This window comes from Pseudomonas sp. MDT2-39-1 (assembly GCF_054898085.1).
Genome location: NZ_CM142716.1, coordinates 5,783,527 through 5,806,886, shown reverse-complemented (window position 1 = coordinate 5,806,886; position 23,360 = coordinate 5,783,527). Strand labels below are relative to the sequence as shown.

The following is a 23,360-nucleotide window of genomic DNA, read 5'->3' as shown; positions in this document are numbered from 1 at the left end:
AAAAAGGCAAACAAACGATGGATTTTGTAGAAAAGTGATTAGAGGAACTTATCAATATGCTCAAGCACTGGCCTCCGCTCAGCACCCTTCGCGGCTTTGAAGCAGCCGCCCGCCTGGGCAGTTTTCACAAGGCCGCCGACGAGTTGCACCTGACCCAATCGGCCATCAGCCAGCAGATCCGCACGCTTGAGGCGTACCTTGAGCAGCCGTTGTTTTTTCGCAGTGGACGCAGCGTCAGCCTGACCGATGCCGGGCATGATTTGCTCAGCACAACCCAGGCGTTATTGCAGCAACTGGCGGTCGGCATTCGTCGCCTCGGGCAATACCAGAAACCCAACCAACTGGTGCTCAACACCACGCCGACGTTCGCCCGTCACTGGCTGCTGCCACGACTGGGAGATTTTCGCCGTCAGCATCCGGAGGTCGATCTATGGATTTTCAGTACCGATGAAGTCCCGGACATGGCCACTCAGACCATCGACCTCGCGGTACGCGATGACATCAGCTTCCAGGCCGAGTGCAGCTTCAAGGTGCTGCACGCCGACCGCCTCTATCCGGCCTGCCACCCGGACCTGTTGGCGGTGCCCGTCGAGCAGCGCACCACCCTGCACGGCGAGCGGGAAATGGACTGGAGTCATTGGGCTGTGGAGGCTGGCATCGATGTCGGCCAGAAGGATCAGGGGCTGAATTTCTCCGACCCTGGCCTGCTGTTGGACGCGGCGTGCGCGGGGCTCGGTATCGCGCTGGTCAGCCAGTTGCTGAGTCGGCCAGCGCGGGACAGAGGGCTGCTGCAACCCTTGGTGGAGCACACCATTCGCGGCCCGAACTGGGCCTTGCTGACCCATCGTGACAGTGAGAACAATCCACTGGCGCGAAGCTTTGTCGAATGGTTGCTGATTAACCTGGACGCAGCCAGCCAGACGACGTCTACGCTTGCGACATGAATCGGTGCGAGACAATTGGCCAGTATCAGCAGCCAAGTACGTGGGCGAAGTTTAATTTGCACAATAAAACACGCCACCTACTACTATTGCCCGACAGCGCTTTTGCAAGAAACTTTATTAGTTCAAAAAGAATAACCCGTACACTGCGACATTATTCAGGCGTCATTTAAGTGGCTGGCATTCCAGTCCACCACACCTTTAACGCCGCCGATCGCGACTGTTATAACCAATCAATAATTCACACACACTGACGAACGGATGCATAATAATAAAATCTATATAAAACAACTATTTAAGATGCGAATAACAACCAAGAAAAAACCTTTAAAAAATAAAAAACCAGAAAAAGACAGACTTCAATTATAAAAGTTTCAAACTTATTTATTAAATATAAAATCTCATATAACGCTTTAAAACATCTCTCTTCGATGCTAATAATCCGGCCGCTTCCGGGTTTACAGGCGATACACCCTCTCACACGAAGTGAACATCAGCGCCCGCGCTGATCCCCCGGCATTAATCAAATCCAAATAACACCTGCTTGCTCAAGTCTCAATAAAACTTGGGCCTGTAGTGTACTGCGCACTAAAACTGCGCAAGGAAGACATCATCGCTCGCCAGCATTCAACGATTAAGATCCTGTCGATCTTCGGTACCCGTCCAGAAGCCATCAAGATGGCGCCTCTGATCAAAGCCCTCGCTGCGGAACCTGGCATTCATTCGCAGGTATGCATTACCGGTCAACATCAAAGCATGCTTAAACAGGTGCTGGATCTGTTCGACCTCAAGGCCGATTACACCCTTGATGTGATGACGCCGCACCAAACGCTGAACTCGCTGACGGCGGCGCTTTACGGGGCGATTGACCCTGTGCTGGAAATGACCTGTCCGGACCGTGTGCTGGTGCATGGCGACACCACCTCGGCCATGGTCGCCGCGATGGCTGCGTTCCATCGGCGCATCCCGGTCGGCCATGTGGAAGCCGGGCTGCGAACCGGTGATATCTACAGCCCTTGGCCGGAAGAAATGAACCGTCGCTGCATCGACCTGGGTGCGGACATGCTGTTTGCGCCAACCCACGAGTCGCGCCAGAACCTGCTCGACGAACGCCTGCAAGGGCGCACCTTCGTGACCGGCAATACGGTGATTGATGCGTTGCAGATGACCGCGCGGCGCATTGAGCAGGACGCTGACCTGCGTGCAAGCCTGGACCGGCAGTTCTCGTTCCTGCAGGCCGGCCGCAAGGTCCTTTTGGTGACCGGGCATCGGCGGGAAAATTTCGGCGAAGGCTTCCTGGACATCTGCAAGGCCTTGAGCCAACTGGCTCGGCGCACGGATATCCAGATCGTCTACCCGGTGCACTTGAACCCCAATGTCGTGGGCCCGGTCACCGAGCAGTTGGGCGGTCTGCCCAACGTGCACCTGATCCAGCCGCTGAACTACCTGGCATTCGTGCGCCTGATGCAACGGGCCCATGTGATTCTCACCGATTCCGGTGGCGTACAGGAAGAAGCGCCGTCCCTGGGCAAGCCGGTGCTGGTGATGCGTGATGTGACCGAACGCCCGGAAGCTGTCGCGGCGGGCACTGTGCGTCTGGTCGGCACCTCGCCGGACTCGATCATCGCCGGCGTCAACGCGCTGTTCGATGACGACCTGCTATGGCGTCGTTGCTCCCAGGCGGCCAACCCTTACGGCGACGGCAAGGCCAGTGCGCGCATCGTCGATGCCCTGATGGGCCGACCGGTGGATGATTTCATCGTGGCCGGTCAGCCCTTGCCCAAGTTTCTGCACTACCCGTCAGCGCTGCCTGTGCCCGAGAACAATTACCCGGCTTTTACCTCTCGATAAACCAAACGTTCCTCCCCTTATCAGCTCGAGATCTACCTGAATGAAGTCTTCCGTTGCCATCCAAACGGGTGCGCTCAGCGCCCTTGCCTGTGGCGTGAGCCTGCTCGCGCTCATGCCGACCTTCGCCTTGGCCGCGGACAGCCCGCTCACCCAGGCGATCAACCGGCTCAACGCCGACACCCGACAAGAGCGTGAGGTCCGCTTGAGCGATCTGGGGATCGATGCACCGATCATCCTCGGCTCCACCGATGCCCGCCGCGAACTGTATTTGCCGGTGCCGGCGGGCGTGCCACTGACGGATGCCACATTGAATTTCGACGCCAGTTACCTCAATGGCGAAGGTGGCCGCAACACGCTGCTGCTGTCGCTGGACGGTTATCCGGTGCGCGCTCAAGGGCTCAGCGAAGCCCAAGGCGACGCCAGCGCCACGCTGGGCGTGGACAAGAAAGCGCGGGACAGCGGCTCGGTTCGCCTGGGCATTGCCTGGTCGTCGATCGTGTCCCGTGTGTTGTGCGAAGACGAACGCGCCATCGGCAACGTCTTGCGTATCGAACCGGACACCCGCCTCACTTACAGCTACGACGCCAGCCAGTTGCAAGACGTCGGTGCTGCGTGGACAGCATTGCCTGGCAAACCGAGGATCATGGTCGCACCGGGCACCTTATCTGCCGAAAGCTACGATTCGGCGTGGCGTCTGGGTGTGGCACTGGAGCGGATTGGCAAGCACAGCCAGATCCTGCCCTTCCCTGTCGTCCAAGACAGCGTCGACCTGAGTGGCCTGCGCATTCCGGCCGAACTGCAAGGTATTCCCGCGTTCGCCGGCCTCAACGGCAAAGGTCCGCACACCCTGGCGAACCCGGCGGAGATTGGCGCATTGCTGATGTTGGGCCAGACGCCGAATGTCCAGGCGGATCTGGCGGTTAACGATCCGCAACTGCTCAAGGCGGTCAATGAATCCCTCGACGCGCTGCAGAGCCAGATTCAAAGCCTCGACGCAACGGCTGCCAATGCCTTCACGCAATGGCGTGAACGGCATATCAATGAAGGCCTTGCCGCCGACGGCACAGACAATGTGCGCCTGGCCTTGGTGGGCACGCGTCCGGTGCTGATGATCGCGCCGCATGCCACCGGCAAGGCGCTGGCCTTGTTCAGTACCGCCTGGAACAAATTGGCACGCAGTCGCCAATTGACGGTCAGCGAAGCCCAGATGCCCTTGAGCACCGACGGCCGTGTGGCCTTGTCGCGCCTGGGTGGAAAACCCGGCGCCATCGACGTGCTGGCCAAGTCTGACTGGAGCACTTCATTCCCTCTGGGCAGCGTGGCTTACGACGGTCGCTTGCCGGTGACAGCCGTGATCGATGTGTCTGCCGCGCCTGGCGCTTCGGACACCGCGCCGGTGGCCTCGCTGTTTCTCAATGATTATCTGATTGGTGCGCAGCAACTTGTGGCCAACGGTGAAAAGCAACGCATCGAGGCACGCATCCCGCGTTATGCCGTGGGTGCAACGAACGTGCTGCGCGTGTCGTTCCAGCGTCAACCAGTGAGTGATCGTTGCCTGGAAACGCCACAAGCCTTCCCGGTTTCGGTGCTGCCGACCAGCCACATCGTGCTGGAAAAAACCGCGCTGGGCGATGACTTCTCCGGCATGGCCGCGCGCTTTGCCGTAGACACGCAACTCCTGGTGCCGCAGGCCTACCTCGAGCATCCGGCGAGCAGCTTGGCGCAAGTGATTTCGGTCGCTGACGCCGCTGGTGTCTCCCCGCTGCGGGCGCAACTGAAAGTCGTCACAGACCCGAATGCCTCGGTCACGCTGGACAAGGCCTTCCTCGCCTTCGAGCTGCCGATCAAGGACAGCAAGGAATCGGTGCAGGTCGATGAGCAGGGACGCCTGCGCATCAATCACAAGGATCAGGTGTTGCTCGACGTGCATCCCCTCAACCACCTGGCCTCGTTGCAAGTGGTCGATTCCGGCGGCCAGCACGGCCTGGTCTATCGCGCCCTGGGCAGTGATGCACCGCGCTTCGCCAAACAGATTCTGCTGAGCCGCGGCGACGTGGCCATCCTCGGTGACAACGGTGCACTGACCACCTTCGATACCCAGGACCCAAACGGCAGTCATTTGATCGACAACGAAGAACCCAGGGGCCTGGACGCCTGGCGTACGCCGTCGCTGTTGTGGCTGATTCCGGGTGGCATCCTGTTGGTTCTCATCCTGTTGCTGGCTGGCCGTAACGCCCGTCGCAATCGCCAGTAACGGAACCTTTCGATGACGTCGCTTTATTGGCCCTATTGGCTGGCCCACTACTACAGCTTCCTGGAAGTCTCGACCATCGTGGTCGCGGTGCTGATCCTGATCTCCAGCCTCGACGATCTGTTCATTGACCTGTGGTACTGGTCTCGCCGCCTGTTTCGCAAGTTCACCGCGGACCGGAAATACCGGCCGCTGACCGCCGAGCAGCTGATGGCCCGGGATGAACAGCCGCTGGCAATCATGGTCCCGGCCTGGCTGGAATATGACGTCATCGCGCCGATGATCGAAAACATGGTGTCGACCCTCGATTACCAGAACTATGTGGTCTTCGTCGGCACCTACATCAACGACCAGCGCACCATCGATGAAGTGGAGCGCATGCGTCGGCGCTACAAGCAGCTGCATCGCGTGGAAGTCCCGCATGCCGGGCCGACCTGCAAGGCCGACTGCCTGAACTGGGTGATCCAGGCGATTTTCCTGCACGAGAAAACCCACGGCATGACCTTCGCCGGCGTCGTTCTGCACGACAGCGAAGACGTGCTGCACCCGATGGAATTGCGTCTGTTCAACTACTTGCTGCCGCGCAAGGACATGATTCAGTTGCCCGTGGTTTCGCTGGAACGCAACTGGTACGAATGGGTGGCCGGCACCTACATGGATGAATTTGCCGAATGGCACGGCAAGGATCTGGTGGTGCGTGAAAGCATGACCGATACAGTGCCGTCCGCCGGCGTCGGCACCTGTTTTTCCCACCGTGCCCTACGGGTGCTGGCCGGGGAAACCCAGAACCAGCCGTTCAACACGGACAGCCTCACAGAGGACTACGACGTCGGTGCGCGTCTGGCCAAGGTCGGCATGAACGCGATCTTCGTGCGTTTCCCGGTGCAGTTTCGCGTGTTGCGTAAATCATGGTTTCGCAAGCCTTACGAATCGACCCTGCGGATGCCGTTGTGCGTGCGTGAGTTCTTTCCCGATACCTTCCGCACCGCGTTTCGCCAGAAAGCCCGCTGGACACTGGGCATTGGCCTGCAAGGCTGGGAGCAAATGGGCTGGAACGGTTCGCTGGCCAACCGTTATCTACTGTTTCGTGATCGCAAGGGCGTGGTGACGGCGTTCGTCAGCATCATCGCCTACGTGATTCTGGTGCAGCTGCTGGCTTTGATCATCCTGCGCCAGAGCGGCCTGTGGGATGTGAGTTTCCCGACGCCGTTCGAGACCAATGGCTTCATCAAATACCTGTTGCTGGCCAACGGTATCGCGCTGGCCTGGCGCATCGCGCACCGCTGCTATTTCACCACCGTGCTGTACGGCTGGCAGCATGGCTTGCTGTCCATCCCGCGCATGGTCGTGGGCAACTTCGTCAACTTCATGGCCGCGTCACGGGCGTGGCGCATGTTCCTGGTCGGCAAGGTGATGAACCGCAAACTGGTGTGGGACAAGACCATGCATGACTTCCCGTCCACCGACCTGGTCGCTGCCGCGCCACGCAAGCTGGGCAGCGTGTTGTTGTCCTGGCAGGCGATCAACGAAACCGACCTGCAAAGCGCCCTCGCCGAACAAAAAAACCGGCACATGCCCTTGGGGCGGATTTTGCTCAGTAACGGCTGGCTGGACGACGAGACGCTGGCGGAAGCCATCGCTTTCCAGAACGACCTGCCGCGGGTGTTCGATGTGGCCCACAAGGCGCAGGCGTCGACCCTCACCCTGGACGATGAATTCGCTCTGCGCTGGCGTGTGGTGCCGGTGGGCTTGAATGCCGACGGCCGAGTACAACTGGCCGTGGCCAGCCCGTTGCCGGCCGAAGGCCTGCAACAAGTCAGCGAGGTACTGGGCAGCGAACCGGTGCAACTGATTGCCCGGGAAAGCGAGATTGTCGCGCAGTTGCGTCTACTGAACGTGCGCGATGGCCAAGCCGTGCCGGACGCCCGCGCACCACTGCTGGGTGATCTGTTGATTGAAATGGGCCTGCTGGATCGCGACGTGTTCAACCGCACCATGTTGCAGTACCGCCCACAGCGTCACGGACGCATCGGCGACTATCTGGTCGACAGCGGCGTGCTGCCCCGCGCCACCATCGAAAAGGCCGTGGCACGTCAGCACAGCCACTACCCTGCGGAGCTTGCGACATGAATCGCCCCTTGCTGACCCTCCTGGCCACGGGGCTGAGCCTGATACCGGCGCTGGCTCATGCCGAGACGCTGCCATTGCCGTTGACCGGCCCGGCCTATGTCACCGCCAACGAGGCGTACAGCGCTTACGAGCGCAAAGACTACGACCTGGCCATCGCCAAGGCCCGCGAAGCGTTGCGTCAACGGGCCGATATCACCCGTTTGAACACGCTGATTGTGCTGGCTCAGCGCGACAAGGACCTGCGTGATCACCCCAAGCGCTACGCGCCGTCACGTCAGGCGCCGGGCTTCGGCGCCGCCGCCCAGGCCTTCAAGGCTTATGATCGCGATGACTTCAGCGCTGCAGCACAGGCATCACGCAAAGCCATCGCTCAGGCACCCAAGCGCATGGATTATCGACTGCTGCTGATCGAATCTTTACAGCGCCAACAGCATTTGCAGGAAGCAGATCAGGCTACCACCCAGGCATTGGCCGTGTTCCCGGACGACGATACGTTGCTAATGCGTCGCGAAGCGATTCGTCGCCAACTGGCTGCACCGTTGGCGGTCGAGGGTTATCGCGCCCTGGAGCAAGGCAACGTGCCTCAGGCCGTGGACCAAGCCAGGAAAGCGGTCGCCTGGGCACCGGAAATCGGCGCCAATCAGCAACTGCTGATCAGCGCCCTGCTCGCGGCCAAGGATTACCGAGGGGCCGAGCTGGCCGCGTCCGGCGCACTGGCTCAGGACGATGGGGAAATTGCACCATGGATTCTGCGCAGCTACGCCCTTGATCGTCAGGGCAAAACAGCAGCGGCCGAGGCGGACCTGAATCACGCCTTGGCCATCGATGGCCTGCTGGAAGCGGAAACCCGCGACATTCGTTTCTTCGCCGCCGACGCCGCACTGGTCCATGGCGAGCCTCAGCAGGCGCTCGATCATCTGCAACGACTGGCCGACGATGAAGGCGGCGAAGTAGCCCGCCGACTCACCGCAGCCAGAATGGCGCTGCGACAGAAAAACAACGGTCTGAACGCTGTTGCCCAGTTTCCGGCACCGGCGTTGAACTGTCAGGAAACGGCGTTCGGACTGGTCTGTGATATCTGGCCGGGCAACCAGCGCGACGGCGGAACCGACAAGGCCGGCCAAGCCTACGCGGCCCTGGCCGGCAAGGACCCCGCATCGGCGGTCGTCCTGGCAAACGCAGCGATTGCCCGTGCACCGCAAAATCCGGCATACCGGCGCCTGCTGGTCAGCGCACTGAGCGACCAGAAACAGGTGCCCGACGCCATCGCGGCGGCCAGCGAGGGCCTCAAGCTCAGCAGCGATGATGCCCGACTGTTGGCCCAACGCGGCCGTCTGCGCCAGCAAGCGGGTGACGATGCTGGGGCTCGCAAGGACTTTACCCAAGCCCTTGCACTTGGCAGCTTGCCCGCTTACGAAGAGGCCAGCCTGTATAGCGCCATTGGCCAACGCCGAACCGCTCGCGAACGACTGCAACAAGCGCGGGACACGGGCGAACTGGAATCGATGAGCGACCTGCAAATCGCTTACTTGTCGGTCCAGGCCGGCGACGATGACGGTGCCCACGCGTCGTTCCGCAAGGCCGATGCCGACACCCGACTCACGCCGACAGCCACTCAGGATGCGGCCTATAACGCGATGCGGGTCAATGATGACGAGCAAGCCGTCACCTACTTCACGCGCGTCATCGACGCGCAACATTCCGGTGAACTGGACATGCCTGCGCAGCAACTGTTCGACACCCGTCGAGCGGTGGCCGATGTGTCGCGCACCTGGGGTTTGACCAGCACCACCAGTTATCGCGGCAACAGTTCCAGCAGTGGTTTGAGCGCAGCCCCGAGCAGCGGCAGCAACAGCAATGACAGCCTGCAAAACAGCACCGAACTGTCTTGGCGCCCTTTGGGTTATCGCAACGCGCGTTTTGTGGAACTCTACGGGCGCGTCACCGACACCCTGTGGAGCAAGAACAGCGATTCGGATACCGGTTTCGATGCGCTGCAAGGCGCCGTGGGTGTACGGGTCAAACCCTTCACATCGCTGAACGTGATGGCCGCCGTCGAGCGCACATTCCCCTTGGGATCGTCGGACGTCGACGGTGACTGGCTGGTGCGTTTGGGCTACGGCTCAAGCGTAGGGACCGATTTGCGCGTCGATGCCTCCAGTTGGTGGACCTCGCAGTTGTTCGCTGAAGCCGGTCACTACGTCAACGACTCACGCGACTATTTCAACAGCGAATGGCAGGTCGGCCGCAGCTATGCCATCGGTGGCGCAGGCTCGCGCTGGGTGAGCTTCCCCCATGTGGTGGCGGCGTATGACTACGACTCGAAGATGAACAGCGGGACCGACTCCGACGGCAAGTCGGACTCATCGTCCGGCAAGGCCGGAGGTATCGGCGTGGGTAACAACGTCCGGTACTGGTTCCGCGAGGATGCGTACAACGCTCCCCGCTCCTATGTCGACTTCTCCCTGCAGTACCGCGTCAAGGTGCTGGGCGATGACCGCGCTCAAGGTGTCTTCGGTCGCCTGACTTATTCCTATTGAGGACTTGCATGAACATTCGATTCTGTTTGTGGCTGGGACTTGGCCTGATCCCGATGTGGGCAAACGCCGCCCCTGAAATTGCCCAGCTGTACGCGCCAAAACTGCCCGAGGGTTCGGCCTGGGTGCGGGTGGTCAACCCTTCCGACACCGCCATGCAGGTCCAGGTGGGCCAAGGCGCGAGCTTCGCCCTTTCTGCCCAGACCACAGTGGCCAGTCCTTTTCAGGTCGTGGACTCGCGACAGCCGCTTCAAGTGACCGTCAACGGTCGCGAGATCAAGGGCCTGAGCGCGCCGAAAAGTGCGTGGGCCACGCTGATTCTCGACAGCGACCCGGCGCGGGCGCCACGCCTGGTCATCGACCCTCCGCTGCGCGGCAAAGACCTGCGCGCCGAACTCAACGTCTACAACCTGGCCAACGGTTGCGAAAAGGCCGGAGTCAAACTGGCTAACAGCGCTCCTGTGTTCAATCAGGTGCCGTTCAACGGACAAGCCCAGCGAACGATCAACCCGGTGCAGGCGACGCTGGTTGCCAGTTGCGAGCAGAACACCAGCCTGCCGTTCAAGCTGGCGCCCTTCAAGGCCGGCGATCGTTACAGCCTGTTCCTGGTCGGTTCCCGGCAGGCTCCACGCCTGATTGGCCTTGTCGACCAGACCGCGCCATGAGTCTTCAATTGAAAACTCACTTGCCGGTTCCCGCCATGATCGTCGGTTTGCTAATGAGCCTGTCCGGCACCCACGTTCAAGCGGCCTCGGCGGTGATTACCGGCGAAGGTGGCTGGTTATTCCCGGCCTGGGAAAGCCTGAACAGGGTCGACAACACTGGGGTGACGCGCAACATTGCGCTGGTGAAACAACTCCAGCAGCACCTTGCACGGGAACACATCGGACTGGTCGTGTTGGTGGTGCCAATGAAGGCGCCGTTTTATGCCGCGCGCCTCCCCGCCGATCAGCCCTTGAGCCCGGCCGTGATGCAGCGTTACGACCGCTTGCAGAGCGAACTGACTCAAGCAGGCCTGACCACGCTGAACATAAAGCCTGTCCTGCAACGGACCGAACACGGCAAACAAACCGCGTTTTACCGCGCCGACTACCACTGGACAGCCTGGAGCGCAGAAAACACCGCAGACGCCACGGCGCAACTGATTACCGAACGTTACCGCCTGCAAGGCGAACCCGGCGGTGGCGCGGCGCTGGGCCAGTGGTTCGACCGACGCGCGTTCGGTGACCTTGCGAGCAATTTCCTGCCGGCGATCAAGCGCAAGGCGATTGGTCGCGACATCTACACGGTTCGCCATCAGGCAGAGAACGACTTGCTGATCGATGACGCACCGGCACCGGTTCAGGTGATCGGCAACAGTTTTGTCCAGCCTTACCTGGGTTTTACCCAGAAGCTTTCCAATGCCCTGGACCGTCCCGTCGCACTGACCTGGAACCCCGGCGACGTCGGCCCGTGGGCTACGCTGCTGCAATACTTGGAGTCGGCGGATTTTGCCCGACACAAACCGCAAGTGATCGTCTGGCAATTCAATGAGGGTCAATTCCACCTCGGTCCCGATGCGGCAGCCAACTGGAACGCCAAAGGCATCACCTCGCTGAGCCAATGGCATCAGCGCATCAACAAGGCACTTCCGTGAACATTCTTGGTTACACCGCCAGTCGCACGACCGTTGCGGGTCTGTTGTTTGCCGTCATCCTCGGCACAGGGACGGGCACACTTTACGTGACGAACAAAAAGGCCTTGGCTCCGGAAATCGTCGGCATCGTCTGGCAGCCGGACAACAAGACCGTCGGCATCAACGGCCACTGGGAAAAACTGGGGGCTCGTGAGTTGCTGGTGCAATGGACCGTCGTCGACGATCAGGCTTTCATTCCCGGTACCGGCCTGCCCAGCGTACCGGTCCTGCCCGATTGGGCACGCATCGCCAAGGCCCCCTGGGCGCAAGACGTCATCCTCGGACTGGCCGGTTACTTCAGTGAGAACCGCTCACGGGACAACATCGAGCAGCTGGCCGCTGTCTCGGAACGCATCGCCAAATTGCCGACACCCTTGCACGTCACCGGTTGGTATTTCCCCGCCGAAGTCGACCCCAGCTGGACCCGCGCCAAGGAACTGCCCGCCCTGCTGGCCAAGCTACCGCGACCGTTATGGATCAGCGTGTATGACGGCGCCAATATCGGCCCTGTCGCCACGGCTGAATGGCTCAAGCAGTGGCTGCCGAATGACATTGGCGTGTTCTTCCAGGACGGCGTCGGTGTCTACGCCCGCACCGCACCGGTCGCCAAAACCTACGCCGACGCCTTGCGCCAGCGTCTGGGCAAAGACCGTGTGCGCATCATCGTAGAGGCCTTCCGGCCCAACTTCGGTGGCGGATTCCGCTCCGCGACCGCCGCCGAGCTGAAAACGCAATTGGCGGCCTATGACGGTTATCCGCTCTACCTGTTCGACGGACCGCACTACGTAACGCCTGAACTGGTGGAGCAACTGGCGCGGTAACGTCGATCACTAAGCGTCAGACCTCGTTAACCCTTAACAGCCGCTTCGATCGCCGCGACGTCGATTTTCCCCATCTGCATCATGGCGTCGAACGCGCGCTTGGCCGCCGCTTGATCAGGATTGTTGATGGCGTCCGTCAAGACCCGTGGCGTGATCTGCCACGACAGTCCCCATTTGTCCTGGCACCAGCCGCAGACGTTTTCCACACCGCCGTTTCCGATAATCGCGTTCCACAAGCGGTCCGTTTCGGCTTGATCGTCAGTCGCCACCTGGAACGAGAAAGCCTGGTTGTGCTTGACCTCCGACCCCCCATTCAGGCCGAGGCAAGGAATGCCCATCACCGTGAACTCGACCGTCAACACATCGCCCTGTTTGCCCGCCGGATAATCGCCAGGCGCGCGAAGGATGGTTCCCACCGCGCTATCAGGAAACGTCTTGGCGTAGAACGTCGCGGCGTCCAGCGCAGCGCCGTCGTACCAGAGACAAATCGTGTTTTTGCTGACCATGCTGGTTCTCCAACATTGGGGAATGAATGATCATTCTAGCTTGCTGATTACTGGAAGCTTGGCTCGGCACACACCGCAGACGTGGCACGAAGTGTACGCAGCCCTAAAAGCACGATCACCACCATGACCAGCCCCGCGACAATGGCGACACCGAACCCTGCCTGCGCGCCATAGACATCGATGACCAGGCCCGCCAGTACGCCGCCGAGCGCTACGCCGATGCTGATGCCTGTCGTCATCCACGTCAGTCCTTCGGTGATCCTGGACGGTGGGACAATGATCGTACCGAGATTCATGACGACGACCATCGTTGGCGCAAATGACATACCGGCCACAAACAGCATCCCGGAAAGGATGTAGACGTCCGGTGACAAAATGGGCAATACGGCTGTGACTGCCGTTATCAGAACCCCGATAAAGAACTGCTTTTCAATCGGCAAGGAAATCCTTAATGCGCCGAACGTCAGGCCCGCGATCATGGAGCCGAGTGCATAGGCGGCCAGGATGAAACTGGCAGACGCCGGCCAGCCTTGTGCGTTGGCGAAGGCAACAACCGCTACGTCGATTGATCCGCCAATCACACCCATCGCCAAGAGCGCCAGCACGATGGTACGAACGCCGGGGATAAGCAGGGTCGAGCTTGCGCTCCTTTTAATACCCACAACCACTTTCGGTTCTGTCTGCCGCTGCATAAGAAAAGCCGTCACGCCGACAACCAGCAACAAGACGGCGACAAGGGGCCCGGCTTCGGCGAAAAAGCTGACGCTCAAACCAATGGCAAGTGGTGGGCCGATGATAAAGGCGAGTTCAGTTAGAACCGTGTCCAGGGAGAAGGCCGTGTGTAATTGCGGCTTGCCACGGAAAAGCTGCGTCCAGCGTGCTCTTATCATCGCGGGCATGCTCGGCATCGTGCCCGCCAATGCCGCAAGAATAAAAAGCAGTGGGGCCGGAGCCCTCATATAAACGGCAATGATCAGCGCCAGCAACATGCCAATGCTGAAGGCCGTCACAAAGGGCAGAACCCGGCTCTGGCCCCGTTGATCAACGAGTTTTGATACTTGCGGGCCGATAAGCGCATTCGCCAAGGTAAAAGTACCGGCAACCGAGCCCGCCAGCCAATAAAGACCCGTCTGCTGCACCAGCATGGTAATGATGCCGATGCCGATCATTGCCTGTGGCAGACGGGCAATGGAACTCGCGATCACTAACCCCATGACGCCCGGGGTGGTGAGAAGTTCGCGGTAGGGATTTGCCATGATTTCTCCTTTTTATAATTTGACGCTGATAAGTAGCCCACTGCATGCAACGCAAACTAATGGGGGATATCGGCGCCTGAGTGGTTATTTGAGCAAGCATGCAAGTGGGCAGTTTCAAACCCACTTGCATGTCAATGAGCGTAACGCTCAATCATCACCTCTTAAAAAAGCGCTCGATTGATTGCCTCAGCCAAGTGCTTGCGATTACTGACGTCCTCCATCATGGACACATGCCCGCCGGGAATCGAAACAGAACTAATCGCCAAATCAGGCAAGAGTTCTCTCCACCCGCCAACCATATCAACCCGCGGCAGAGGGGTTTTCTCACGATCAGCCGCGTAGAAATGATAGAGATTGACCGGCAATGGAGATGGTATATAGGCGCCGGCAATTTTTGAGAAATGGTAAATGGCTTGCCATTTGACTGTTTCCAGCGAGGGGTCTGCGTTTAAATCATAGCCTCCCAAATTCTGTGCTTTTCGAATGAGCTCAGAAAACTCATCACCCTCATTTAACACATCGAATTTATGACGCTCCGCCTCGCAAGCCACCGCTTTAACATGCTCAATAAAATACTGCTTAATACCCTGGTTTTTATAAAGCAACTTATGCGGCGCGGGCACATCAATAAAGCCTAAAAACTCAACGCTGGCCTCTTTGCACATAAGCCCATGGGCGATGGCGTAAGCGAGAATCCCCCCAGAGGAATACCCCGCAATGCGATAAGGCCCTTCAGACTGGATCGCCTGGATGAGCGGTATCATTCTGTCGGCCATAGCTTCCATTGAGTGAGGTAAAGTGTCGCCAATGGCCGACCACGGCAATACATGGATCGGGCAGCTGACGCGAATTTGTTGGGCCAGAGAAATAGCGTACGAATAATCGGCTAATCCTGAGGGCACGAAAAACACCGGGGCCTCAGTCCCGCCAGCGCGCACCGTGATCGCCCCGATCTGCGGATTGAACACAGGAGACTGTGCGATCCGAGTGGCAAGGTTGGCCAATCTCGGGTGTTCAAAAATGTCGCTCAGCGAACACTCCAAACCATAACCCCTGATTTTTTGCATCATCTGGACAGCCATGAGCGAATGGCCGCCGAGTGAGAAGAAGTTGTCATGGCGACCGACCTGTTCAACCCCGAGCAACCCTGACCAAAGTGCTGTCAGGATCGTCTCGGTCTCACCTTGCGGCGCCTCATACGCCGCATGGGCAAAGGCCTCACCCTCCGGAACAGGCAACGCCCGCCGATCAAGCTTGCCATTCGGGGTCAGCGGCAAGCGTTCAATCAGCACAAAGGCAGACGGCACCATGTAGTCGGGTAGACGTTCACTCAGATAATCACGCAGTCGTCCTGCAAGCGGTAAACCTGCGTCTGAGTCGGCCTTAGGTACCAAGGCATCATTTCCAGGGACCTTTGGATGTGCCACTACATAAGCGACCAGTCGCTTGTCCGGGTCTACGCCTTGCACCTCTACAACCGCCTCGCGGATGGAGGGATGCTCGGTCAATCTGGCTGCAATTTCACCTGGTTCAATCCGCAAGCCGCGGATCTTGACCTGGTCGTCATTGCGCCCCAGGAACACCAGACTCCCGTCCGGCAGATAACGGGCAAGGTCCCCCGTCTTATACATACGCGCGTCAGGCTCGCCGGCAAATGGATCGAGCGAGAAGCGCTCCGCCGTCAGTTCGGCGAGGTTCAGATATCCACGCGCAACACCTATGCCCCCGATGTACATCTCACCCACCGCACCCAGCGGAACAGGCTCGCCATGCGCGTCCAGAAGGTAAATGCGTGTGTTTGAAATCGGACGGCCTATCGGCACCGGATCAACGTCATCAGAGGAACAGCGATGGACAGCCGCCCAGACTGTCGCCTCCGTCGGGCCATATTCATTGAACAATTCCACGTCAGTAAACGCTGAAGTCACTTCGTGAACCAGCTTCGCCGGACAGGTTTCACCCGCCACGATCACCTGGCGCAGTTGTCCATATCCAAGCTGGGCGACTTGCGGCAGAACCAATCTTGCGAGAGACGGCACGAGCAGCACTGAGGTGACGCCGTTTTCAATCAAAAGTCGGCTGATGATCAGTGGATCTACGACGGCTTTGCCGCCTGGCAAACACAAGGCACCACCGGTCGTTAACGTTCCGAAGATGCCAGCCACGGAGCTGTCAAATGCCATTGATGACAGCAGTAAAAATACAGCGTCGGAACCTGGCTTGTAGACCGTGGTCCGTGCCAGCGTCGATGCGATCAATCCATGGTGTTCGATCATGACGCCCTTGGGCTGACCGGTTGAACCCGAGGTATAGATCAGATAAGCGAGATTGCGGGGTGTCAGGCCGGGAACCTGGAAATTGGCATCAGCCTTCATCAAGATTTCATTGGGATCTAGCACGGTGTGGGACTGCAACGCCTCACCCAGCACCTGCCGTCCGGCCGCATCGGCCAGCACCAGGACCGGCGCTGTATCGGCAAGAATGTAAACCAGGCGATCTCCCGGATAGGCCGGATCAAGCGGCACATAGGCGCCGCCTGCCTTCAGGATCGCCATCAGACCCACAACCATCGCCGCCGAGCGCTCGACACAGATCGCCACCCGCTGATCTGGCCCGACGCCTTGCTCGACCAGCCGATGTGCCAGTCGATTCGCCCTGGCATTAAGCTCTCCATAACTGAGCTTCTCTCCCTCGAAGATCAGCGCCGTTGCCTCTGGAGTGCGCGCCACCTGCGCCTCAAACAAATGATGAATGCCCAGATGATCCGGGCAGGATGCTTCCGTCGCGTTCCACGTCTTGAGCAGCAATGTACGTTCAGACGCTGGCAGAATGTTCAGCTGTCGAACCGGGCGCTGCGGCGAGCGTTCCAGGGTCTGCGCCAGACTGTCCAACGCCTGTTCCATGTAGCCACACACCCGATCGGAATCGAACGGCGTGACCACTTGGGTCGTCAACCCCAGTGAGTGAGTGAAATCTTCCACGGACAACGTGAACGGATAATTGGTCCGCTCTTGTTCACTCAAGAACTCGACACCCGGCATTTGCCCCATGGTCTGGACAATGTTGTCCGCACCCGCCAGATCATTGTGCCGATAGTTGAGCAATGCGCTGAACAGCGGCGTGCCTGTAGCGACCCCACTGCACCTTTGTGCCAGCGCCAGCGAGGCATGCTCGTGAGCGAGCAACTCGGCCAGTCGGGCATGGGCCTGCTGGACACTCTCAGCGGTATCAATGCCGCCTGAGTCGAATCGGATCGGCAGCGTGTTGATGAACATGCCCATGGCTCGATCTGACCCGTGACCCGCTTGCATGCGCCCAAACAGCACCGTACCGAACACGACCTTTTCCTGGCCGCTGGTGCGTGCCAGAACCTGGGCAAAGGCAACATGACACAGGCTGGCGAGACTCACATTCAATCGCCTCGCCTGCGCCCGCAGCCGAACATTGAGTTCGGCCGAAACCATGCGGTGGGTCTGCCCTACCTGCGCGCCGTCCAGATGCACTTCCGCCAATCCAAAGGGCAGCGTCGGCTCTTCTATGTCAGCCAGCATCGATTTGAAGAACCGCTCATGTTCCTCCACGCTCTTGCCCAACCGCACCTGACCGATCAGGTTGCGAAACGGCTGGGGCGACCGCAGCTTCTCACCGCGATCGGCGAGGAACGCCTGCACTTCGTTATAAAAAAACTGCAATGAAGACGCGTCGTCAATCAAGTGATGCTGCAGCTGCATCAGAATGAAGCGGCCTGCGACAGGATCATGGGCAACGATAAAGCGCAGCACCGGCGCCTGGGTCAGATCAATTCGGTGCCGACATGAATCAAAGCGCCGGGAAAGCTGTTCGGTAACGGGGCCGTCTGCCGGATCGAGAACAATATCAGTGACGGAGAGTGGAGCCTGTCGCCAGACCACTTGCGCGGCGCGAGACAACCCTTCCCAGAAAAAAGCGGTACGCAAAATGTCGTGACGGTCTACAACCTTCTGAACGGCGCCAAGATACCGCTCCAATGTTCCACGATCAGCAAAGGCCATCTGGGCCACCAGCAAATAGGGGTCACCTTCTTTTGCCAGCATGTGGTGGAACAGGATGCCGTCCTGCATCGGTGAGAGTGCGTAGATGTCCTGGATGTTGGCTGCCCCTCCAGGAACCTGCGACACAATGAGGTCGATGTCCGACTGGCCGAGATCGATCAACGGCAGCAGGTCAGGCGTGATTCTGCACGTCTCGGGCTTGATCAGATTGGGCGGCACCACTACCTCGCGGTGTTGGCCAAGCGTGCCGGCCAGCACCGACAACACAGGCGTCTGAAACAGATCACGCACGGCAAGGCTCAGGCCCTGGCGGCGCAACCGTTCGATCAACCGCACCGCCAAGAGTGAATGGCCGCCGAGGGCGAAGAAGTTGTCATGACGACCGACCTGTTCAACACCAAGCAGCTCTGACCAGATCCCGGCAAGAGTGACCTCGATCTCGCCCAACGGCGCCTCGTAGGCCGCATGGGCAAAGGCATCGCCCTCAGGAACCGGCAGAGCCCGTCGATCAAGCTTGCCATTACCCGTCAGCGGCAAGTTGTCCAGGCGTACAAAGGCAGACGGCACCATGTAGTCGGGTAAACGGCTGCTCAGGTAATCACGGAGCGCTCCCGCCAGTGCCAGGCCAGACTCTGAGTCGATCGACGTGTCCTGAACCTCGGACTGCGCCACCACGTAAGCCACCAGACGCTTGTCGGTCTTCTCGCCTTGCGCCACCACCACCGCCTCGCGGATGGAGGGATACTCGGCCAATCGGGCCGCAATTTCTCCCAGTTCAATCCGGAAGCCGCGGATCTTCACCTGATCGTCATTGCGACCCAGAAACGCCAGATTGCCGTTCGGCAGGTAACGGGCCAGGTCCCCTGTTTTATACATCCGCGCTTCAGGTTTGCCGGCGAAGGGATCGCGCAGGAATCGCTCGGCCGTCAGCTCGGGCCGGTTCAGGTAGCCACGCGCAACACCCGCGCCGCCGACGTACATCTCACCCACGGCCCCCATCGGAACAGGCTGGCCATGCGCGTCGAGAAGATAGAGATTCAAATCCGGCAGACGCCGACCGATCACGCTGTCGTCTTGTCGCGCATCGGATGAAGTCAGGGGGTACCAGGAGACGTGGACTGTGGTTTCGGTGATCCCGTACATGTTGACCAGTTGCGGGACTGATTCGCCACGCACGCCATACCAGTCGCGCAGGATCGACGGCTGCAGCGCTTCGCCGCCAAAGATGACATAGCGCAACCGGTCCGATGACGGTTGTGCATATTCGATCAAGGCTGTGAAGGCGCTTGGGGTCTGGTTCAGGACGGTGACGCCCTGCTCACAAATCAACTGATAGAACGCTTGCGGAGAACGGGTAATGGCATGCGGGACCAACACCAGCGTGCCGCCATAACGAAGGGCGCCCCACAGTTCCCAGACCGAGAAGTCGAAGGCAAAAGAGTGGAACAGGCACCAGACGTCACTGGCCTCAAAACCAAAGTCGGCGTGTGTCGTGCCGAACAGACGCACCACCTGAGCATGCTCGATCATGACGCCTTTAGGCTGTCCGGTTGAGCCCGAGGTGTAGATGATATAAGCGAGGTTATTGGGGGTAAGACCTGGAACTTCAGGGTTGGCGTCCGCCCCGACCAAGGCTTCAGCGTGGGCCTCATTGGGATCGATTACGGTACGAGTCTGCAACGCGTCCCCGAGTGCCTGGCGCCCGGCCGCGTCAGCCAGCACCAAAACCGGAGCCGTATCGCCAAGAATGAACGCCAGTCGCGCCCCCGAGTTCTCCGGATCGAGCGGCACATAGGCGCCACCCGCCTTCAGGATCGCCATCAGGCCAACAACCATTGCCGCAGAACGCTCGACACAGATCGCCACGCGCTGGTCAGGCCTGACGCCCAAAGCAATCAGCCGATGCGCCAGCCGATTGGCCCTGACGTTGAGTTCGCCATAGCTGAGTGTCTCGCCCTCAAAGACCAGTGCGGTTGCCTCAGGATTGCTCGCAACCTGCTCCTCGAATAGCTGATGCATACACAGATGAGCCGGGCAGGATTCATCCACCGAGTTCCACGTCTTGAGCAACAAGGTGCGCTCAGACGCCTCAAGCAGGTCTATTTTGGCGACAGTCTGGCTGGCATCCCGGGTCATCTCGGCAAGGACAGTCTTCAGATAACCCACGTGGCGCTCGATCGTGGCTGCGTCAAACAACGCCATCGCATAGCCAAGAGCCCCGACGATTCGATCGCCCGCCTCGGCCAGGTTCAGCTCTAGATCGAACCGCGCGACCTCATAAGAAGAACCCACGTGGCTGGCTTCAAGGCCGGGCAAGGCCCATTGGCCGGCATCGTAGTTTTGCCAGGCAAATACCACCTGAAACAGTGGTGTATGGCTCAATCGTCTAGGCGGCTGCGTTATCTCCACCACCTGCTCGAACGGCAGATCCTGATGATCCTGAGCCTTGAGTGCCCGCTCGCGTACTCGCGCAATGAGGTCGGTAACGCTCGGGTTGTCGCCAAGATCGATCCGCAGCGCCAGTGTGTTGACGAAGAAGCCGATCAGCGGCTCGATGTCGCAATGGCCCCGGTTGGCACTTGGCGCGCCGATCACAATATCTTCCTGCCCCGACAGGCGTGACAACACTGCTGCCCAGGCCGACAACACGGTCATGAATAGCGTCACACCCTGCTGCTGGCTGAAACGCTTGAGGGCCGTTGTCAGCTCTGCACTGAGTTCGATCGGCACAGAGGCGCCCACAAGGGATTGTTGCTCAGGCCGACGCCGGTCTGTTGGCAGGTCGAGCAGCGTTGGTGCATCGGCCAGCGCCTGCTTCCAGTAAGCCGCCTGCTCATTCAAACGCTCCCCCGACAGCCATTGCCGCTGCCAGGCGGCATAGTCCGGATACTGGATTGCCAGCGGCGACAATGGACTGGCCTGATGGTTGCTGAACGCCGTGTACAGCGCACTCAACTCAGGCAAAAGAATGCCGAGCGACCAGCCATCCGAGACGATGTGATGTTGCGTGAGTAGCAATACATGCTCATCTGCGGATGAGGCGACCGGTACCCGGATCAGGCAAGACCGAATCAGCGGGCCAGTAGCGAGATCAAAGGGCGCCCGAGCCTCTTCGGTGCAAAGCCTTGCCAGCTCGGTTTCTGCGTCCGATCCAGGGAGATCAATCTCGCGCAATGGCAAACCCTGGTCGCTGGCCAGCAGACGCACTTCAACCTCGCCCTCTTGGGTGACAAAGACCGAGCGCAATGCCTCATGGCGCGACCACAGTGCATCGAGGGCCTGCTTCAAGACCGTCACGTTCAACTGGCCGCGCAATCTCAGGGCCAGAGGGATGTGATAGGCGTCGCTGATCCCACTGTCGAGTTGGGCCAGAAACCACAGTCGCTGCTGAGCGAAGGACAGCGGCAAGGATTCATCGCGAGAGAGGGTCCGTATCGATGCACGCGCCACAGCGCCAGCGTTGCGCTGGGCCTCAATCGCCAACGCCACAGCCTTGAGCGTTGGAGAGGCGAACAAGGTGGCAAGCGGTAATTCAGCCCCAAAGGCTGCTATGCGACTGACCAGCCGCACGGCCATGAGTGAGTGGCCGCCAAGGGCGAAGAAGCTGTCATGGCGACCGACCTGTTCAACGCCAAGCAGCTCCGACCAGATCCCGGCAAGGAGGACCTCTATCTCGCCCAGCGGCGCCTCGTAGGCCTCACGGGCAAAAGCATCCTCCTGCGGAACAGGCAAAGCCTTGCGATCAAGTTTGCCATTGGCCGTCAGGGGGAAGCTTTCCATCCGCACAAAGGCAGACGGCACCATGTAGTCGGGTAAACGGCTGCTCAGGTAATCACGGAGCGTTGCCGCCAGCGCCAAGCCAGTTTCAGAATCTACCGATGCGTCATGAACCTCGGACTGCGTCAACACATAAGCCACCAGACGCTTGTCGGTCTCCTCGCCTTGCGCCACCACCACCGCCTCGCGGATGGAGGGATGCTCGGCCAATTTGGCGGCAATCTCACCCAGCTCGATCCGGAAACCGCGGATCTTCACCTGGTCGTCATTGCGACCCATAAACGCCAGATTACCGTTCGGAAGATAACGGGCCAGATCCCCCGATCTGTACATCCGCGCGTCAGCCTTCCCCGCAAAAGGGTCGTGCAGGAAACGCTCTGCCGTCAGTTCGGGTCGGTTCAGATAGCCGCGCGCAACACCGGCGCCACCGACGTACATTTCACCCACTTCCCCCATCGGAACAGGCTGGCCATGCGCGTCGAGTAGATAGAGATTCAAATCCGGCAGACATTGACCGATCACGCTGTCGGCTTGTTGCGCATCCGATGAAGTCAGCGGGTAGTAAGTGACGTGGACCGTGGTTTCGGTGATCCCGTACATGTTGACCAGTTGCGGGAAAGATTCTTCACGCACGCCATACCAGTCGCGCAAGGTCGACGGTCGCAGCGCTTCGCCGCCAAAAATGACGTAACGAAGATGGTCCGATGACGGTTGTAGGTATTCCATCAAGGCTGTGAAGGCGCTCGGGGTCTGGTTCAGGACAGTGACGCCCTGCTCACAAATCAGCTGGTAAAACGCTTGCGGAGAACGGGTGATGGCCTGCGGGACCAACACCAGCGTGCCGCCATAACGAAGGGCGCCCCACAATTCCCAGACCGAGAAGTCGAAAGCAAAAGAGTGGAACAGGCACCAGACGTCACTGGCCTCAAAACCAAAGGATGGATGTGTCGTATCGAACAGACGCACCACCTGAGCATGCTCGACCATGACCCCTTTGGGTTGTCCGGTTGAGCCCGATGTGTAGATGATATAGGCGAGGTTTTTGGGGGTAAGGCCGTTGACTTCAGGGCTGGTGTCCGCTTCGGTCTGGACATCTCGGGGATCAAGGACGGTATGAGCCTGCAAAGCGTCCCCGAGCGCCTGGCGCCCGGCCGCGTCAGCCAGCACCAAAACCGGAGCCGTATCGCCAAGAATGAACGCCAGTCGCGCCCCCGAGTTCTCCGGATCGAGCGGCACATAGGCGCCACCCGCCTTCAGGATCGCCATCAGGCCAACAACCATTGCCGCAGAACGCTCGACACAGATCGCCACGCGCTGGTCAGGCCTGACGCCCAAAGCAATCAGCCGATGCGCCAGCCGATTGGCCCTGGCGTTGAGTTCGCCATAGCTGAGTGTCTCGCCCTCAAAGACCAGTGCGGTTGCCTCAGGATTGCTCGCAACCTGCGCCTCAAATAGCTGATGAATACACAGATGAACAGAATATTCAGACGTAACTTGGTCGTGCATCCTTGCCTCCAGAAGTGAACAAGGTCACTTCTATCGATTGATTGCACCTACATCATGTAAGTGCAAGTCCATGGAATA

General features: G+C 59.6%; 10 protein-coding genes and 1 pseudogene. 8 read left to right on the top strand and 3 right to left on the bottom strand.

Features of this window, described 5'->3' with window-relative positions:
* Positions 1–56: 56 nt before the first annotated feature.
* The 8 genes from ACYZTM_RS26925 to ACYZTM_RS26890 all read left to right on the top strand — a co-directional run bounded on the left by ACYZTM_RS26925 (position 57) and on the right by ACYZTM_RS26890 (position 12,206).
* A complete protein-coding gene (locus ACYZTM_RS26925) occupies positions 57–944 on the top strand; it encodes a LysR substrate-binding domain-containing protein (protein WP_461985590.1) in 888 nt (295 codons plus the stop codon).
* Between the two features lie 609 nt (positions 945–1,553).
* Positions 1,554–2,792, top strand: coding sequence for a non-hydrolyzing UDP-N-acetylglucosamine 2-epimerase (wecB, locus tag ACYZTM_RS26920; protein ID WP_461989229.1), 1,239 nt, complete (start codon positions 1,554–1,556; stop codon positions 2,790–2,792).
* A 40-nt stretch (positions 2,793–2,832) separates the two neighbouring features.
* Positions 2,833–5,046: a hypothetical protein gene (locus tag ACYZTM_RS26915; RefSeq protein ID WP_461985588.1), complete on the top strand. Its 2,214-nt coding sequence runs from the start codon at positions 2,833–2,835 to the stop codon at positions 5,044–5,046.
* Between the two features lie 12 nt (positions 5,047–5,058).
* Complete coding sequence (locus tag ACYZTM_RS26910; protein ID WP_461985586.1) at positions 5,059–7,173, top strand: glycosyl transferase family protein; 2,115 nt, start codon at positions 5,059–5,061, stop codon at positions 7,171–7,173.
* Positions 7,170–9,713: an NfrA family protein gene (locus ACYZTM_RS26905; protein WP_461985584.1), complete on the top strand. Its 2,544-nt coding sequence runs from the start codon at positions 7,170–7,172 to the stop codon at positions 9,711–9,713. Before ACYZTM_RS26910 ends, ACYZTM_RS26905 begins: the two co-directional genes overlap by 4 nt.
* A gap of 8 nt (positions 9,714–9,721) precedes the next feature.
* On the top strand, positions 9,722–10,375 hold the full coding sequence (locus ACYZTM_RS26900; protein WP_131063307.1) for an alginate O-acetyltransferase AlgF: 654 nt from the start codon (positions 9,722–9,724) through the stop codon (positions 10,373–10,375).
* Entirely contained in the window at positions 10,372–11,346 is a 975-nt protein-coding gene (locus ACYZTM_RS26895; RefSeq protein WP_131063308.1) for an alginate O-acetyltransferase AlgX-related protein, read from the top strand. Before ACYZTM_RS26900 ends, ACYZTM_RS26895 begins: the two co-directional genes overlap by 4 nt.
* On the top strand, positions 11,343–12,206 hold the full coding sequence (locus ACYZTM_RS26890; protein ID WP_131063309.1) for an alpha-amylase family protein: 864 nt from the start codon (positions 11,343–11,345) through the stop codon (positions 12,204–12,206). The genes ACYZTM_RS26895 and ACYZTM_RS26890 overlap by 4 nt, the downstream gene beginning before the upstream one ends.
* Positions 12,207–12,232: 26 nt before the next feature.
* Here the strand turns inward: ACYZTM_RS26890 and ACYZTM_RS26885 are convergent, their stop codons facing one another.
* The 3 genes and pseudogenes from ACYZTM_RS26885 to ACYZTM_RS26875 form a co-directional block, all read right to left on the bottom strand.
* On the bottom strand, positions 12,233–12,712 hold the full coding sequence (locus tag ACYZTM_RS26885) for a VOC family protein (RefSeq protein WP_461985581.1): 480 nt from the start codon (positions 12,710–12,712) through the stop codon (positions 12,233–12,235).
* A gap of 47 nt (positions 12,713–12,759) precedes the next feature.
* Positions 12,760–13,968: an MFS transporter gene (locus tag ACYZTM_RS26880; protein WP_131063311.1), complete on the bottom strand. Its 1,209-nt coding sequence runs from the start codon at positions 13,966–13,968 to the stop codon at positions 12,760–12,762.
* 161 nt (positions 13,969–14,129) lie between these two features.
* Positions 14,130–23,240, bottom strand: a pseudogene (locus ACYZTM_RS26875) (non-ribosomal peptide synthetase); the annotation flags it as partial.
* Positions 23,241–23,360 lie beyond the last annotated feature (120 nt).